The sequence below is a fragment of the Geobacillus sp. 46C-IIa genome (genome assembly GCF_014679505.1).
Classification (GTDB): domain Bacteria; phylum Bacillota; class Bacilli; order Bacillales; family Anoxybacillaceae; genus Geobacillus.
On sequence record NZ_CP061474.1, the window covers coordinates 3,468,390 to 3,485,120 of the forward strand.

Below are 16,731 nucleotides of genomic sequence, written 5' to 3' on the forward strand. Positions count from 1 at the left end.
AAAAAACGGGTGTGGCGGCTGAATTGTTTCGACGCCGTGTTCTTCCCCCTTTACCCTATGCAAAGAATGCGGCTGGGCAACTAGGGGGAAGGATGAGGTATATATCCGCAGACCGCATTGGCGGCGTTGTAACCATTTTAGCAGGCGGAATCGCGCTGGCTGAGGCCGTACGTTTATACCCGACGCGGGTCAGCTTGTTGGTCGGCGACCATACAATGCCTGCTGTTGTCGGTTTCCTTATGGCTGTCTTAGGCGTTTTGCTTCTTTTCGCGAAGGGAAGCGCGTTTCACGTCGAATTTCCTGACCGGAAGACAATGTTGGGGATTATTAGTACAATTGGATTGTTACTCGTTTACTGGATTTTATTTCAGTTTGTTGGTTATGTTGTCAGTACGTTTATTGCCTCTGTCTTGTTGTTTAGAGTGATCGGTTCTTATCCGCTTTTCCCCCGGGCGCTACTGTTCGGGGCTGCACTGACAGCGTTTTTGTATGTTGCATTCGTATATTTGTTATCCATTTCATTTCCTAAAGGGCTGATAGGGATATAAGGCAGGAGGGACATAGGTATGGAAGCATTGAGCATGCTTCTATCGGGATTTTCGGAAGCGTTTACACCGTTGAATCTGTTAGCTGCTTTAGTCGGGGCGTTTGTTGGTACTCTTGTCGGCATGTTGCCAGGGCTAGGGCCGACATCAGCAATTGCCATTTTGCTTCCCCTAACAACGGTGCTTGGGCCGACCCAAGGGATTATTATGCTCGCTGGAATTTATTACGGAGCAATGTATGGAGGATCCACAACCGCCATCTTGCTTAACATTCCTGGGGAAGTATCATCTGTTCCGACTTGCCTTGACGGTTATCCGATGGCTAAACAAGGGAGAGCAGGGGTAGCGCTCGGCATTGCAGCAATTGCTTCCTTCATTGCGGGAATCATCGGGGTAATCGGTTTAGTGTTTTTCGCCCCATTGCTTGCCGATCAGGCACTAAAGTTCGGGCCGCCTGAATATTTTTCCTTAATGTTGCTAGCGCTTACAGTCATTGTAAGCTTGGCGGGTAACTCTTTGCTTAAAGGGCTGATTATGGGGTTATTTGGCTATTTGTTAGCCATGGTGGGAATGGGACCTTCCGGACAAGTCCGTTTTCATTTTGGCATCGATGCACTAAGTGCTGGGTTTGATATGATTAGCATCATTATCGGCTTGTTTGCCGTAACGGAAGTGTTAAAGGGAATGGAAGAAAAGCATGCCGCTATTTCAGCAAGCAACATCGGCAGCGTTTACCCAAAGTGGCCTGATTTCAAACAAAGTTTCCCGTCCATTATGCGAGGAAGTTTCATTGGCTTTTTGTTAGGCCTTTTGCCAGGCTGTTCAACGGCTGTCTCCACATTTTTAGCCTACGATGTAGAAAAGAAAGTATCAAAAGATAAAGCAAGTTTCGGGAAAGGCGCTATCCAAGGCGTGGCAGCGCCGGAATCAGCGAACAATGCGACGAGTTCAGCTGGGTTTATCCCTTTGTTTGCATTAGGAATACCGAGTTCTGCTCCGCTCGCTATTTTATTAGCCGGGTTAATGATTTACGGATTGGCGCCAGGTCCGGTATTGTTTGAACAAAACGGGAGTTTCGTTTGGACTGTAATCGCCAGCATGTTTATCGGGAACATCATGTTGCTAATCCTAAACCTCCCGCTCGTCGGTTTTTGGGCAAAACTGACGCAAATTCCATTTGGCATCATTAGTCCTGTTATTCTCGTTCTTTGCTTCGTCGGTTCTTACACGGTCAGAAATAACGTATTGGATGTGCTTGTAACTATTGTATTTGGCATACTCGGTTACATTTTCTATAAATATCGGTGGCCTGTTGTCCCGCTTATTTTATGTTATATTCTTGGGCCGATGCTCGAACAATCTTTTGTTCAGTCGTTATCTATGTCAGGAGGTAGTTTTTCCATTTTTGTTGAGCGCCCGATTTCCTTGGCGATTTTAATTGGCGCATCTATTCTTCTCTTTGTTTCGCTTGTCCTGATTAGACGTACGAAATCGAGCGTCAAGCAAGCAGTTGGTTCGGAAGTAGACATCGCCGGCTAATAGACCGGTGATGAAATAAATGAATAATATTAGGGGGGAATTTTCGAAAATGAAGAGAATAAAAAAAGTCGCAAATTTGCTGGTGAGTGTGGCACTGTTGGGAGTGCTGGCGGCTGGCTGCTCGCAGGAAACTGCAAAGAACAGCCCAGCTGGGTCAAGCGAAAAAGAGGTAAAATATCCGACAAAGCCAATCGAAATTACCGTTCCGTTTGCTGCTGGGGGAGGAACTGATTTAAATGCAAGAGCCATGAGCGAATACTTAAGTGAAAAGTGGGGGCAACCGATCAACGTAGTGAACAAACCAGGAGCAGGTGGGGCTACCGGTACGTTGGAAGTGCTGAAGAAAGGATCGAAAGATGGCTACTCGATCTTGACACAAAGCGCTTCTGCCGGATCAGCGCTCTTTGCAGGAAATCAGAACTTGCCGTTTAAATTGGAAGACTTGCGCTTTATCGCCAGATTGGCTGTTGATCCGCTCGCTTATGTCGTTAAAGCGGATGCCCCTTGGAACAATTTAAAAGAGTTTAATGAGTGGGTGAAACAAAACCCAGACAAACTGACCTTTGCGAGCAACGGCACCACCGCGATTGCGACGTTTGGCGTTATCCAATGGATGGATAGCATCGGCGCGGACTTTTCCAAAGCAAAACTCGTCATGACGAACGGGTCAGGAGATGCGCTTCCAAAGGTAGCCGGTGGCCATATTGTGCTCGGCGTGCAAGGGGTCAGTGAAGTCGCCAACCTAGTCAAAGCAGGGAAGCTAAAAATATTAGGCATTGCTTCGTCAGAGCGAAGCCCTTATTTCCCAGACGTTCCAACGCTTGAAGAGCAAGGAGTCAAAGGTGTCACTGTCACTCAATGGTATGGGGTTTCGGCGCCAAAGGAAGTTCCGGACGAAATCGTGAAAAAGTGGGAGAAATCGATTGAAGAAATGTTGAACGATCCTGCCTACCAAGAGAAGTTGAAGTCGATTGTCGTCCAGCCTTCGTACTTAAATTCTGATGAATTTACAAAGTATGTGAAAGATGAAGTTGAAAGATTCAAACAAATAGCGAATGAAAAAGGATTAGTCAAGTAAGGGAAGAATAGCATATTTGACAAATGCGGCGTCCTTCTCTACCTTAAAGAGGTAGAGGCATACATGTCTGCAGGATGCCGCCGCTGGACCTGAAGTGTCCCCTCTTTTGGCGGTGCTTTAGGTCCTTTTATATTCTTATTAGGAAAAGATAGGAAAAGAAAGGATGACACACCTTGTTCAAAAAATGGCTTGGCAAACAACCACCGAAGGAAGAAACGATCGTTGCGCCGCTGAGTGGAACAATCGTGCCGCTTGAGGACGTGCCTGACCCGGTGTTTGCGCAAAAAATGATGGGCGACGGCCTCGCTATTGACCCGACGGACGGGGACGTCGTCGCTCCGGTGGATGGCGAAATCATTCAGCTCTTTCCGACGAAACATGCCGTCGGTTTGCGCTCGGAAGCAGGTGTTGAGCTGCTGATTCACGTTGGCATCGACACCGTATCGATGAACGGGGAAGGGTTTACCGCCTATGTGAAGGCCGGCGATCGGGTGAAGCGGGGCGAGCGGCTCCTTTCCGTTGACTTTTCGCTCGTTCGCGAGAAAGCGAAAAGCGCGGTCACGCCGATCATTATCACGAACGGCGATGCGCTCGAAAGCCTTGAGAAAAAGGCAGAAGCCTCGGCGACAAAAGGGGAGACGATCCTGTTGCATGTCCAAACGAAATGAGAGCGGCAGGGGGAGCACATGGCGTTTCGGATCCATAGGATTTTAAACAATAACGCCGCTGTCGTGATCGACGAGGGCAAGGAGAAAATCGTGATGGGTCCGGGGATTGCGTTTCAAAAAAGGAAAAATGATCTTATCTCTCCGGACCGCATTGAAAAAATTTTCGTCATGGCAGAAGAAAATGAAAGGTTCCAGCAGTTGCTTCGCACGCTGCCAGAGGAACATATCGATATTGCCGAAGAAATTATCAGCTATGCGGAAGGAAAGTTGCGAGCGCCGCTGAGCGACCATATCCATATCGCACTGACCGACCATTTGTCATTTGCCATTGAGCGGCTGAAGCAAGGCTACCGCATTCAAAACAAATTACTCAATGAAATTAAGGTGTTATATAAAGCGGAGTATGAAATCGGGTTATGGGCGAAACAGCTGATTAAAGAGCGGCTTGGCATTGAGATTCCCGATGACGAAGCTGCTCATATCGCCCTCCATATCCATACGGCGAAACTCGACGCCGCCAGCATGAACAAAACGCTGCGGGAGACGACGTTCATTCATGAACTTGTTGATCTCATTCAAACAGAGCTTGTCATATCGGTCGATGAAGAAAGCATTTCATACCAGCGGTTGCTCACCCATTTGCGGTTTGCCTTAAGCCGCATTGAAAACGGGGAACCGATTCATTCCATGGATGAGGAGATGCTTGCACTCATTCAGACGAAATATGCGAGCGAGTGGGCGTGCGCGCAAAAAGTGGCAGCCTATGCCGCGAAGGAATATGGCATCCGCTTTCCGGAAGAAGAACTCGCTTATATCGTTCTCCACATTCAACGATTGAGAAAGCGTTGACAAAAATAGCACGTTGTCGTATAATGTAAAACAGACAATGAAATAGTGTGGGATTGTAACTGCTTCGAGCAGGCAAGACCTGAAACGTATGAAGGGAACGGCAGACGAATGATGCCGTCAGATCGCCCTTTGTATGTTTTAGGTCTTTTTTGTTTTTTATCATCATCAAGAAGGAGAGGAGTTCACCAATGAACTACGAACACATTGCCAGACAGCTCATCCCGCTCCTTGGCGGGAAAGAGAACGTCATTAGCGCGACCCATTGCGCGACACGGCTTCGTCTTGTTTTAAAAGATGATCGAAAGGCTGATGCAAAGGCCATTGAAAACGTCGAAGGGGTCAAACGAGCGTTTTCCAGCTCCGGGCAGTTTCAAATTATTTTTGGCACCGGTGTGGTCAATAAAGTGTACGAGGCGTTCGCCCGGGAAGCAGGAGTGGCGCAGGGCGGTGCCGATGCGTATCAAGAAGCCATCAAGCAAAAAATGAATCCGCTCGCCCGCTTTGCGAAAACGTTGTCGAACATTTTCGTGCCAATCATCCCGGCGATCGTCGCGAGCGGTCTGCTTATGGGATTGCTCGGGATGATGAAAGCATTCAAGTGGGTGGCGGCGGACAGCGCCCTGTATATTTTGCTTGATATGTTCTCCAGTGCGGCGTTTATCATTTTGCCGATTTTAATCGGCTTCAGCGCGGCGAAAGAATTTGGCGGCACACCGTTTTTAGGGGCGGTCATCGGCGGGATTATGACCCACCCGGCGCTATTGAACCCGTGGGGGCTGGCGGAAGCGAAGCCGAATTATATGGAATTTCTCGGCTTTGATATTGCCATGGTCGGGTATCAAGGGACAGTGGTGCCGATTTTGCTGGCGACGTATGTAATGAGCAAAATTGAGCGCGGATTGCGCAAAGTTGTTCCCCATGCCGTCAGCTTGCTTGTCGTTCCGTTTGTGACCGTCATTTTGACCGGGTTTATTACGATGTTAGCCATCGGTCCGCTCGGCAATTTGCTTGGTGATGGCATTACAACCGTGTTGAACTTTGTTTACCATTATGGCGGCGCGTTAGCCGGCCTGATCTTCGGCGGGTTGTACTCGATGATCGTTATTACTGGCGTGCACCATAGCTTCCATGCGATTGAAGCGAACTTGTTGGCGAAGCTTGGCGTCAACTATTTGTTGCCGATTTGGTCGATGGCTAACGTCGCCCAAGGCGGGGCTGGCTTAGCTGTTTTCGTCAAATCGAAGCGGGCAAAAACGAAAGAAATTGCGCTGCCAGCGGCTTTATCGGCGTTTTTAGGCATCACCGAGCCGGTCATTTTCGGGGTGAACTTAAAATACCGGAAGCCGTTTATTGCCGCAGCCATTGGCGGCGCGCTCGGCGGGGCGTACGTTGTGTTTATGAACGTGGTGGCGAACGCTTACGGGTTGACCGGTATCCCGATGATCGCCATCGTCGCGCCGCAAGGGCTCACGAACGTCATGCACTACTTAATCGGCTTTGCCATTGCAGTTGTTTCGGCGTTTGTGGCGACACTGCTTCTGAAATTCCGCGAAGAAGAGTGAGGGGGAGCGCGATGAAATCCGAACGTGAACAGCAGCTCATCGAACAGGCCTATGCCGAAATCGAAAAGTATCAAGATCTCGTCAATCGCGACTGGTATCGACTTCGCTACCATCTCATGCCTCCGGTCGGGCTGATGAATGACCCGAACGGGCTGATCGACTGGAACGGAACGTATCATGTCTTTTATCAGTGGATGCCGTTTTGCACTGGCCATGGGGCAAAGTTCTGGGGACATTACACGTCCCCGGACTTGGTTCATTGGCAAGCAGCACCGATCGCCCTAGCGCCAAGTGAATGGTATGACAAAAACGGATGCTACTCCGGGAGTGCCGTTGACCATGAAGGAAAGCTTGTATTGTTTTATACTGGAAATGTGAAGGACGAACAAGGAAATCGCCAGACATACCAATGCTTGTCTGCATCCGAAGATGGGTTTCATTTTACAAAAAAGGGGGTCGTTATCACGCTCCCGGATGGCTACACTGCCCATTTCCGCGACCCGAAAGTATGGCGAAAAGACGATCAATGGTATATGATTGTCGGGGCGCAAAGCGAAAGCGGCGATGGAAAAGCCGTGCTGTTTCGTTCCACTGATCTTTTCCAATGGGAGCACCTTGGCCCGATTGCTGGCGGAAATTCGAACTGGCTCGGCCCGTTCGGTTATATGTGGGAATGCCCAGATGTATTTCCGTTGGACGGCCAGGACGTGCTCATCGTCTGCCCGCAAGGATTAAAACCGGATGGGATGCGCTATCAAAACGTTTATCAGTCAGGCTATTTTGTCGGCCGCCTCGATTACGAACGAACGGAATTTCTCCATGGGCCGTTTGAGGAGCTTGACCGCGGTTTTGAATTTTACGCCCCGCAAACGATGCTCGACCGGCATGGACGGCGCATTCTCATCGGCTGGATGGGTGTGCCCGACCAAGACGAAGACCGACAGCCAACCGTGCGCCATCGCTGGGTGCATGCCCTTACCTTGCCGCGAGAACTCCGCCTTGTCGACGGCAAGCTGAGACAGACGCCGGTCAGGGAACTGAAACAGTTGCGCAAACAAAAAGTAGCTTATCGAAACGTCGCTATTGTGAATGAACTGCGGTCATGGCCAGGGATCGAGGGAGACGCGATCGAGCTTCGCCTTGACAATATCGAACTGTTCGGGATCATGCTGGAAATCCATCTGCGTCATGCCGCCCGTCTCGTTTACAATGGCGATGAAGGCGTGTTGACACTTGAACGGAAAAGCTTCGTGAACGGGCTGACGGAAAAGCGGCAGTGCCGCTTGCCGCGCCTTCGTTCGCTTCACCTTTTCCTTGATACGTCATCGCTCGAACTGTTCGTCAATGACGGCGAAGAAACGTTCACCGCCCGGTTTTTCCCGCATCCGGATGACCGAACGATCCTGTTCGGAACCCATGGACATCTTCATATGGATATTGAGAAATGGGAACTGTAAGATGAACTTGCACTGAAAAGGCTGCCAAACAAGCGCTGGTCGTTTGGCGGCTTTTTTATCATTCCGGGTCGAGAAGCTCCATTCCTAAGCGAGGACGTCCGTGAGAGATCGTTTCCATTATGACGGTTCGTTTTGTGAGAGAATGAGCAATATATGATTGAATTTGTGTCTTTCCCCTTCTATAATGAATGTAGATTATGTCTTGACACTAATAATGACAGGGGGATACACATGAACCAACCGATGATTTCCCAGCGCAAGCTGTTAGGCATCGCTGGCCTTGGCTGGCTGTTTGACGCGATGGATGTCGGCATGTTGTCGTTTTTGATGGCCGCCTTGCAAAAAGACTGGGACTTGACCGCCGAACAAGTCGGCTGGATCGGCAGCGTCAACTCGATCGGAATGGCCGTTGGGGCGCTCTTGTTTGGGTTGCTCGCTGACCGGATCGGCCGGAAAAACGTTTTTATTGTCACATTGTTATTATTCTCGATCGGCAGTGGGCTGTCGGCGTTGACGACGACGTTGGCGGCATTTTTGGCGCTTCGCTTTTTGATCGGCATGGGGCTTGGCGGCGAGCTGCCAGTCGCGTCAACGCTCGTTTCAGAAGCGGTGCCAGCTAAGGATCGCGGCCGGGTCGTCGTGCTGCTTGAAAGCTTTTGGGCCGGGGGCTGGCTGCTGGCGGCGCTCATTTCCTATTTTGTCATTCCGGCTTACGGCTGGCGGACGGCGTTATGGTTGGCGGCCGTACCGGCGCTGTACGCCATTTACTTACGCCTTCGGTTGCCTGACTCGCCACGGTTTAGGGCAACGAAAAAAGAGGGAACGGTATGGGACAATATCGCCAAAGTGTGGTCGGCGCCGTACCGGAAGGAAACGACGATGCTTTGGATCCTTTGGTTTTGTGTCGTCTTTTCGTATTACGGCATGTTTTTATGGCTGCCAAGCGTCATGGTCATGAAAGGGTTCAGCTTAATTAAAAGCTTTGAATACGTGCTTGTGATGACGCTCGCCCAGCTGCCCGGCTATTTCAGCGCTGCATGGCTGATCGAGCGGGCGGGGCGGAAGTTCGTCTTGATCACATATCTGCTTGGCACAGCGGCAAGCGCCTACTTTTTCGGCACGGCCGAGTCGCTTGCTGGGTTGATGGCGGCTGGCATTTTCTTGTCATTTTTCAACCTCGGTGCTTGGGGGGCGCTGTACGCCTACACGCCGGAGCAATACCCGACGTCCATCCGGGCGACGGGGGCCGGCATGGCGGCGGCGTTTGGCCGCATCGGCGGCATTTTCGGCCCGCTGTTCGTCGGTTCGCTTGTCGCCAAAGGCGTTTCCGTGACAGCGATTTTCACGTTGTTCTGCCTGTCTGTCCTTGTCGCCGTCCTCTCGGTCACTGTTCTTGGCAAAGAGACGAAGCAGCAGGAACTCGCCTAAGTTGACAAACGAAAAAAGGGGCTATACCTTAAGGGTAAGCCCTTTTTTGCTTGGGAAAAACGGGAGAGGCGGTGAATCCCTGTTGCGTCCGTTCGTGTCCGTCGTTATTCCAACGTATAATCGCCCGTATCCGCTTGCTGAGCTGCTCGAATCGTTAAGCCGGCAGACGTATCGTTCATTTGAAGTGATCGTTGTCAACGACGGCGGCGTCCCGGTTTATGATGTCGTCGCCTTGTACCCGGAGCTGGACGTCCGCGTCATTGACCGCCGCGACAATGAAGGACAGGTCGCGGCCCGCAACGCAGGCGTCCAGGCGGCGCGCGGCGACGTCATTATGCTTTGTGACGATGACGACTTGCTTTTGCCGGATCACTTAGAGCGGATGACGGCAGCGCTCGAGCATGCGGATTTCGTCTATGCCGATGCGGAAATTGTCCAGTATCGGGTGGACAATGACCAACGCGTGCCGATGGGGCGCTTTTTATTTGCCTATGAATATGATTTGGAAGCGATGCGGACGTTTTCGACGTACGTCCCGTCTGGAAGCGTGTATCGAAAATCGCTCCATGATGAGATCGGTTGCTTTGACCCGTCAGTTCACCATTATTGGGACTGGGACTTCTTTTTGCGTGCCGCCTCTGTATGCCGCGTCACCCGTGTCGCGGCGGCGACTGTGTTGTACGCATTCAGCCCGGACGGCGACAACGTGTCGCGACAAGTCGGCGACAGGCGGCGACATTACTTGCGGCGGCTTTGCGAGAAGCACGGGCTTGGCGATTTGCCGGTGAAAAACTTTTGGCTTTTGCTTGATGAGCCGGAAGTCGCACGTCGCCGCGCTGAAAGTGAAGTCATCTGGGACGGCAAGCCCATCGTGTCGCGATTTTGGGCGCAAAAAAAGGGAGGCAACTATTGACAGAGGTTTTGCGGGTTTGCTATGATAGTGAACAAAATCGTATAGTGAATCGCGATGACGGATCGATAGTAGTTAACCCTCTCTTCCAAAGCGAGCCGGGGGCGGTGGAAGCCCGGTGAAGACGGTTAATGAAACGGCAGTCCGGAGCGGAAAGGCAAAAAGGGGATGCGTGATTTGCGCATCAACTAGGGTGGAACCGCGGGAGCTACGCTCTCGTCCCTAGGCGTCAGGCCTAGGGGCGAGGGCGTTTTTACTTTGTTGGAAACTGAATTTGGAGGAGGATGATGATATGGCTGCAACTATGGAAGAAATCGTGGCCCACGCCAAGCATCGCGGCTTCGTGTTTCCGGGGTCGGAAATTTACGGCGGGCTGGCGAATACATGGGATTACGGTCCGCTCGGCGTTGAGCTGAAAAACAACATTAAACGGGCGTGGTGGAAAAAATTTGTCCAAGAATCGCCGTACAATGTCGGTTTGGACGCTGCCATCTTAATGAACCCGAAAACATGGGAGGCGTCCGGCCACCTAGGCAACTTCAACGATCCGATGGTCGACTGCAAACAGTGTAAAGCGCGCCATCGCGCTGATAAGTTGATTGAGAAGGCGCTCGAGGAAAAAGGGATCGAGATGATCGTTGACGGCTTGCCGCTCGCCAAAATGGAAGAGCTCATCCGTGAATACGACATCGCCTGTCCAGAATGCGGCAGCCGCGATTTTACGAACGTGCGCCAGTTCAACTTAATGTTCAAAACATACCAAGGCGTCACCGAGTCGAGCGCCAACGAAATTTATTTGCGCCCGGAGACAGCGCAAGGCATTTTCGTCAACTTCAAAAACGTCCAGCGCACGATGCGCAAAAAATTGCCGTTTGGCATCGCACAAATCGGCAAAAGCTTCCGCAACGAGATTACGCCGGGGAACTTTACGTTCCGCACGCGCGAATTCGAACAAATGGAGCTCGAGTTTTTCTGCAAACCGGGCGAAGAGCTGAAATGGTTCGACTACTGGAAGCAATTTTGCAAGGAATGGCTGTTGTCGCTTGGCATGAACGACGAACATATCCGCCTGCGCGACCATACGAAAGAAGAGTTATCCCATTACAGCAACGCCACGACCGATATCGAGTATCAGTTCCCGTTCGGCTGGGGCGAGCTGTGGGGCATCGCGTCGCGCACTGATTATGACTTAAAACAGCATATGGACTACTCAGGCGAGGATTTCCATTATCTCGATCAAGAAACGAACGAGCGGTACATCCCATACTGCATTGAGCCGTCGCTCGGCGCCGACCGCGTGACGCTCGCGTTTATGATTGACGCCTATGATGAGGAAGAGCTCGAAGACGGCACGACCCGGACGGTCATGCATTTGCATCCGGCGCTCGCGCCGTACAAAGCGGCCGTCTTGCCGCTGTCGAAAAAGCTTGGCGACGGAGCGCGCCGCATTTATGAGGAACTTGCGAAGCATTTCATGGTCGATTATGATGAAACCGGTTCGATCGGCAAGCGGTATCGCCGCCAAGACGAAATCGGCACACCGTTTTGCATCACGTACGACTTTGAATCCGAACAAGACGGCCAAGTCACCGTCCGCGACCGCGACACGATGGAACAAGTGCGGCTGCCGATTGAAGAACTCAAAGCCTTTTTGGAGGAAAAAATCGCTTTTTGATGACAGAAATGCCGGGGCATTCGTGAAGCCCCGGTTTTTTATCGGCTTTTTTGCCAAACAAGGAAGCAGTCGATTGAAAAGACATATGGAAACGAAATCGCTTTTATAGATCAAATTTCAAAAAGCCGTCGAGCTTCCGCTGTATAAATGGTAAAATAGAAGTGTAAACTAGTTCCTGCATCCTGCGCGAATCAAGGGGGTCAACCATCATGGAAGGAAAACCGATCTACTACGATGGCAGCGGTCATCAGCTTGGTGACGCCGGCGAAAACGCCGCGAAAAACGAACCGTTTACACTGACGGATGAAATAAGAAAACAAATCAGCGGCAATCCGTTTGCTGTTGAACAAAGCGAATAACCGATCCGCACGCCAATTGCCTTAAGGGCAATTTTTTTTTCGAGCAAATGATTTGCCAAATTCGCATCATCTTTATATAATTATCCCTTGTTCAAGATATTTGGAATAGAGATAAATGCATGTCGTTTTTACAAACAGCAAACACTAAAATGCTGAGATCATCAAAGAAAGGGAGTATGCATCATGACGAAAGTATTGTACATCACCGCCCATCCCCACGACGATACACAATCGTACAGCATGGCGGTCGGGAAGGCGTTTATTGACGCGTATAAGCAAGTGCATCCGGATCACGAAGTCATTCATCTCGATTTGTATAAAGAATACATTCCGGAAATCGATGTCGATGTATTCAGTGGATGGGGCAAGCTCCGTTCTGGCCAATCGTTTGAACAGCTCTCAGCCGAGGAAAAAGCAAAAGTCGGCCGGATGAACGAGCTGTGTGATCAGTTCATCTCCGCGGACAAATATGTGTTCGTCACGCCGATGTGGAACTTTTCTTTCCCGCCCGTATTGAAAGCGTACATTGACGCGGTGGCGGTGGCTGGAAAAACGTTCAAGTATACGGAACAAGGGCCAATGGGGTTGCTCACCGATAAAAAAGCGCTCCATATTCAGGCGCGTGGCGGCTTTTATTCGGAAGGCCCAGCGGCAGCAATGGAAATGGGCCACCGCTATTTAAGCGTCATTATGCAATTTTTCGGCGTGCCATCATTTGAAGGTCTGTTTGTTGAAGGACATGCGGCCGTGCCGGAAAAAGCGGAAGAAATCAAAGCGAACGCCATTGCCCGGGCAAAAGACATGGCCCATACATTTTGATCAAGCCAAGCAGGATTTGTTTCTCTATTCCGCTGCGGCAGGAAATATTGTTTGGGAAATGGCTCTCGGTTCATCGAGGGAGGTTCTCCGTTCGGAGGGCCTCTTTTTTGTTGTGTCCGCTGTATGAAACAGAAACGTGCTGCGACGTTCGTATACGCCGGTTAGACAACGTATGGTATAATAAACCATATAAACGAAGAGTGGAGGTTCACCGTTTGTGAATGAACATAGACAAAATCGGCTAATGCATCTGCACAGCGCGGCGGCAGTGCTGGCGGCCATGCTGTTTGGTTTGCTTTTGTTCATTGCAGGGCGACTCTCTTTTTCGCCTAGTTTCTATCATTCTATTCATCTTGCTTTAGGGCTTGCCGCCGTTGTCGTCTGTTGGCTTGTCGCCGTGCAAGGGTGGGCCGTGTTTCCTCACACGCTGTCGATGGAGCGGCTTGTGATGGGGGCGCTGTTTTTCTCTTCAGGGACGCTGTTTTCGTTTCACTTTCTCCTTTCATTCTCAGACGTCGGTGAGGCGTCGCTGTTTTCGCTTGCCGCCCGCTTCACGATCGCTTGGGGGCTGCTCTTTTTATTTTCGCGTCCGGACGAGGTGATGGAGCGCCGCAGCGGCCAGCGTTGGCAGGCGTTTTTAGCCGCCTTTGCTTATACAGTGGCGGTTGGGCTATTCATTCATGTTACGGCGCCGCTTTGGCTGGAAGATGGGACGAGCCGTTGGCCGCTTTGGTGGCAGGCGGGAGAAGGGGCGGTCGGTTTGCTTGATGCGGCCGCAGCCGCGCTTGTATGGCGTCGCTATCGGCAAGGCGGCTCTCCTGCCCTCTTGTACTGGCTGATGGCGTTGCTGCTGTTTGCTTTTGGCCAAGTGCTGCTTTTGTTCGGCAACGGGCATGTGCTATGGGGGCAGCTGTACGAAGTGGCCGGATTTTTGTATGTCGTGCGCGCGATGTATATGGAAACGATCGAAAAGCCGTATGTGGAGATGAAGCAACACGAACAGCAGCTGGAAATGATGGCGAACGCCCTTGGCGAGGGGTTGATGATGTTAGATCGGGATGGACAAATCGTTTGGATGAACCCGGAAGCCGGTCGGCTGATCGGTGTCGTCCCTGAGGAAGCGAAAGGAAAGCCGTTATTTTCCTTTGTATCGCTCGCCGGGCCGAACGGTGACGCATGGGATTGGAAGCAGCTGCGCCGTGTTGTCAAACGGCTGAAAAGCGGCGAAGTGATTCGCGTCGAAGAAGAGCCGTTTTGTCGGCGCGACGGCGTTTGTTTGCCGGTGGGCTATACGCTGGCGCCTGTGATGGAAAACGGCGCACTGACCGGGCTAGTCGCCGTGCTGCGTGACATGACGGAGAAAAAAGAGAAGGAGCGGCTTGAGCGCGAGCGTGAACAGCTCGATTTTGAACTGTCGCTCGCCGCGAATATGCAGCGGTCGCTCTTGCAGACGTCTTCGGAAGCGAACTTGCCGTCCTATGTCGACATCGGCGTCCTCAGCGTTCCTGCTCGGGTATTAAGCGGCGATTTTTACCACTTTTCCGTCCACCAAACATCCGTCTCGGTCGGCATTGCCGATGTGTCCGGAAAAGGCATTCCAGCCGCGATGCTGATGACATTGATGAAATTTATTTTAGACCGGACCGTTCATTACGGGACGCAGCCGCATGTGTATCTTGACTTGTTGAACCGGTTTGCCTATGATTACACGGAACCGTCGATGTTTGTGACGATGTTTGTCGGTAATTACAATGAAAAAACACACACGTTTTCGTATGCGTGCGCCGGGCATGAGCCGGCGCTTCTATACCGGGCGAAAACGAAGCAATGCGTCCCGCTTCACGCCAAAGGGTGCGCGCTCGGCTTGTTTCCACAATTTTCGTTTGAAACTAAATCAGTGGTGCTAGAACCGGGCGATTTTGTGCTGTTGTACACGGACGGCGTGACAGAAAAGCGCGGGGAAGAAGCGGCTGATGACTTTTCCGTCCTCGCCTCAATGGTCGCCTGCGCCGACCTCGACCAACCTGCGGCACAAACCGTCCGCGAGTTGTACGAGCATATTCAAGCGTATCACCAATACGAACAAAAAGACGACCAGACGTTGCTTTTATTGCGCCGCCGTTGACATCAGCGTTCGGACCGCTCGATGTGTAAGGCGGCGCTTTCTGCTGCCGTTATGACGGATAGGCGGTGGCAAGCTGCCGCTTCAGCTTTTCGATCGCCCGCTTTTGAATGCGGCTGATTGTCATTTGCGAGACCCCGAGCCGGTCGGCGAGCGAGCGCTGCGTTTCCCCACGGCGGAACACCGCCTCGATGACGATCCGCTCCTGCTCGCTCAGCTTGCCGATCGCTTCCTGCAAGTCAAGCCGCTCGATGAGCGCCTCGACCTCGTTCGTCTCATCGGCAAGAAATTCGCCGATGGTCGTCGCATCCTTTTCCCCGTCCTGCACCGGGGCATCGATGGAAATCGCCTGATAATGGTCGCGGCCGGCTAGAATCTCAATCGTTTCTTCGACCGATAACCCTAAATGGTTAGCGATTTCCTCGATGTTCGGCGACCGTTCAAGCGTGACGGTCAGCTCATCGATTGCCCTCTGCACTTTGCTTCCTTTTTCTTTCACTCTGCGCGGCACCTGGATATACCACGCTTTGTCGCGTAAATAGTTTTTCATATAACCGATCAAGCTTTTCATCGCGTACGATTCAAAACTTGTTCCCTGGTTCGGATCGTAATGTTCAAGAAGGCGCAAAAACGATAACCGCCCGACTTGAAATAAGTCCTCGTAAAAATCGGGGCGGCTGCGCGCCATTTTTTTGGCCGCGGCCGCAATGAGCGGCTCGAAGCGAACGAGCAGCGCTGTCGCCGCTTCTTCCGTCTTTGTCTGCTGATAGGCGGAAATGAGGGCGTCAAGCTTACTCTTGGACAGAGGAGGGGGATATACATTCATGGGCATGCTCTCCTTCGCCGTGATGGCGGAATTTCGTCAGGCGGACTTCTGTTCCGCTTGTTGTCGTGACACTCACATCGTCCATGAGTGCCTCCATTAAAAAGAGACCGAGACCGCCGATTTTGACGTCCTCAAGCGGCTTAACGGACAGTGGCGCCGCCTGTTTTGCCGCCTGGTTGTAATCAAATCCTTTGCCTTCATCTTTAATAACGATCGTCAGGGAATGGGGACTCATCTCAAAGCGGAGATGAATCATTCCCCTTCTTCCGTTGTACGCATGCAAAACAGCGTTATTGCATGCCTCCGAAACAGCAACTTTCATATCCTCAATCTCTTCATACGAAAATCCCACCTTAGCGGCCAGCCCGTACAACGTCAAACGAGCGACATCGATAAACTGAGCGTCGGCTGGAATCGATAGCTGTACGACGGTTTCGTGCTCTTTCATGATTGGCCCCCGATCCTTTCTGTCGTATCGTCCGTTTCGGAAAAAAAGTAAGACACTCCCGTTAGATCAAACAGGCGCTGCACCTTGGGCGGCACGTTCTCAATGGTAAACCGCGCTCCTTGCTTTTTTCTCGTTTTCAACAGCGCGACAAACATGCCGATGCCGGTGCTATCGATGTACGTCAATTCGTCTAAACGAATGACAAGCAGTTTCGCTGTGTCATCGGCGAGAGGCTCGACGGCGCGCCGAAACTGTTCGGCTGCCGCTAAATCAAGCTCCCCTTTTATGTATACTACGTGCCGGTCTGACTGTTCGTCATGAACGATATGAAATCGTTTTCTGTCCATTTTTGTTCACCTCAAATGATTGATCGTTTGTCTTCGGGATCGTATAATCAGGTTGTCCACCACTAAGGCGTTTACAATAGATATACCCATATTTTATAC

At 51.3% G+C, this 16,731-nt stretch carries 16 protein-coding genes; 13 read left to right on the forward strand and 3 right to left on the reverse strand.

Going from position 1 to position 16,731, the window contains the following annotated elements; translation table 11 throughout:
- Positions 1-11: 11 nt before the first annotated feature.
- The 13 genes from IC803_RS17455 to IC803_RS17515 all read left to right on the forward strand — a co-directional run bounded on the left by IC803_RS17455 (position 12) and on the right by IC803_RS17515 (position 15,014).
- The gene (locus IC803_RS17455; protein ID WP_081207928.1) at positions 12-548 is read left to right on the forward strand and encodes a tripartite tricarboxylate transporter TctB family protein; all 537 of its coding nucleotides are present in this window, start codon (positions 12-14) and stop codon (positions 546-548) included.
- An 18-nt stretch (positions 549-566) separates the two neighbouring features.
- Positions 567-2,084, forward strand: coding sequence for a tripartite tricarboxylate transporter permease (locus IC803_RS17460; RefSeq protein ID WP_081207927.1), 1,518 nt, complete (start codon positions 567-569; stop codon positions 2,082-2,084).
- 49 nt (positions 2,085-2,133) lie between these two features.
- On the forward strand, positions 2,134-3,162 hold the full coding sequence (locus tag IC803_RS17465) for a tripartite tricarboxylate transporter substrate binding protein (protein ID WP_158083284.1): 1,029 nt from the start codon (positions 2,134-2,136) through the stop codon (positions 3,160-3,162).
- Positions 3,163-3,335: 173 nt separating this feature from the next.
- Complete coding sequence (locus tag IC803_RS17470; RefSeq protein WP_081207925.1) at positions 3,336-3,830, forward strand: PTS sugar transporter subunit IIA; 495 nt, start codon at positions 3,336-3,338, stop codon at positions 3,828-3,830.
- Positions 3,831-3,848: 18 nt separating this feature from the next.
- Entirely contained in the window at positions 3,849-4,679 is an 831-nt protein-coding gene (locus IC803_RS17475) for a PRD domain-containing protein (protein ID WP_081207924.1), read from the forward strand.
- A gap of 188 nt (positions 4,680-4,867) precedes the next feature.
- Complete coding sequence (locus IC803_RS17480) at positions 4,868-6,241, forward strand: sucrose-specific PTS transporter subunit IIBC (protein ID WP_081207923.1); 1,374 nt, start codon at positions 4,868-4,870, stop codon at positions 6,239-6,241.
- A gap of 11 nt (positions 6,242-6,252) precedes the next feature.
- Entirely contained in the window at positions 6,253-7,698 is a 1,446-nt protein-coding gene (locus tag IC803_RS17485; RefSeq protein WP_081207922.1) for a sucrose-6-phosphate hydrolase, read from the forward strand.
- A gap of 231 nt (positions 7,699-7,929) precedes the next feature.
- Complete coding sequence (locus IC803_RS17490; protein ID WP_081207921.1) at positions 7,930-9,126, forward strand: MFS transporter; 1,197 nt, start codon at positions 7,930-7,932, stop codon at positions 9,124-9,126.
- An 82-nt stretch (positions 9,127-9,208) separates the two neighbouring features.
- Positions 9,209-10,039 (forward strand): glycosyltransferase family 2 protein, encoded by an 831-nt coding sequence (locus IC803_RS17495; RefSeq protein ID WP_081207995.1) that lies wholly within the window; start codon positions 9,209-9,211, stop codon positions 10,037-10,039.
- Positions 10,040-10,328: 289 nt separating this feature from the next.
- Positions 10,329-11,711, forward strand: coding sequence for a glycine--tRNA ligase (locus tag IC803_RS17500; protein WP_081207920.1), 1,383 nt, complete (start codon positions 10,329-10,331; stop codon positions 11,709-11,711).
- 209 nt (positions 11,712-11,920) lie between these two features.
- On the forward strand, positions 11,921-12,070 hold the full coding sequence (locus IC803_RS17505; protein ID WP_190304232.1) for a hypothetical protein: 150 nt from the start codon (positions 11,921-11,923) through the stop codon (positions 12,068-12,070).
- A gap of 183 nt (positions 12,071-12,253) precedes the next feature.
- The gene (locus IC803_RS17510; protein ID WP_081207919.1) at positions 12,254-12,889 is read left to right on the forward strand and encodes an FMN-dependent NADH-azoreductase; all 636 of its coding nucleotides are present in this window, start codon (positions 12,254-12,256) and stop codon (positions 12,887-12,889) included.
- Positions 12,890-13,133: 244 nt separating this feature from the next.
- Positions 13,134-15,014 (forward strand): SpoIIE family protein phosphatase, encoded by a 1,881-nt coding sequence (locus IC803_RS17515; protein ID WP_369826934.1) that lies wholly within the window; start codon positions 13,134-13,136, stop codon positions 15,012-15,014.
- A 49-nt stretch (positions 15,015-15,063) separates the two neighbouring features.
- Here IC803_RS17515 and IC803_RS17520 read toward each other — a convergent pair whose 3' ends face one another.
- From IC803_RS17520 to IC803_RS17530, 3 genes are read right to left on the reverse strand one after another with little or no spacing between them, the layout of a single operon-like run.
- Positions 15,064-15,837, reverse strand: coding sequence for a sigma-70 family RNA polymerase sigma factor (locus tag IC803_RS17520; RefSeq protein ID WP_081207917.1), 774 nt, complete (start codon positions 15,835-15,837; stop codon positions 15,064-15,066).
- On the reverse strand, positions 15,803-16,285 hold the full coding sequence (gene rsbW / locus IC803_RS17525; protein ID WP_081207916.1) for an anti-sigma B factor RsbW: 483 nt from the start codon (positions 16,283-16,285) through the stop codon (positions 15,803-15,805). Before rsbW ends, IC803_RS17520 begins: the two co-directional genes overlap by 35 nt.
- Positions 16,282-16,632, reverse strand: coding sequence for an STAS domain-containing protein (locus tag IC803_RS17530; RefSeq protein ID WP_081207915.1), 351 nt, complete (start codon positions 16,630-16,632; stop codon positions 16,282-16,284). The genes rsbW and IC803_RS17530 overlap by 4 nt, the downstream gene beginning before the upstream one ends.
- Positions 16,633-16,731 lie beyond the last annotated feature (99 nt).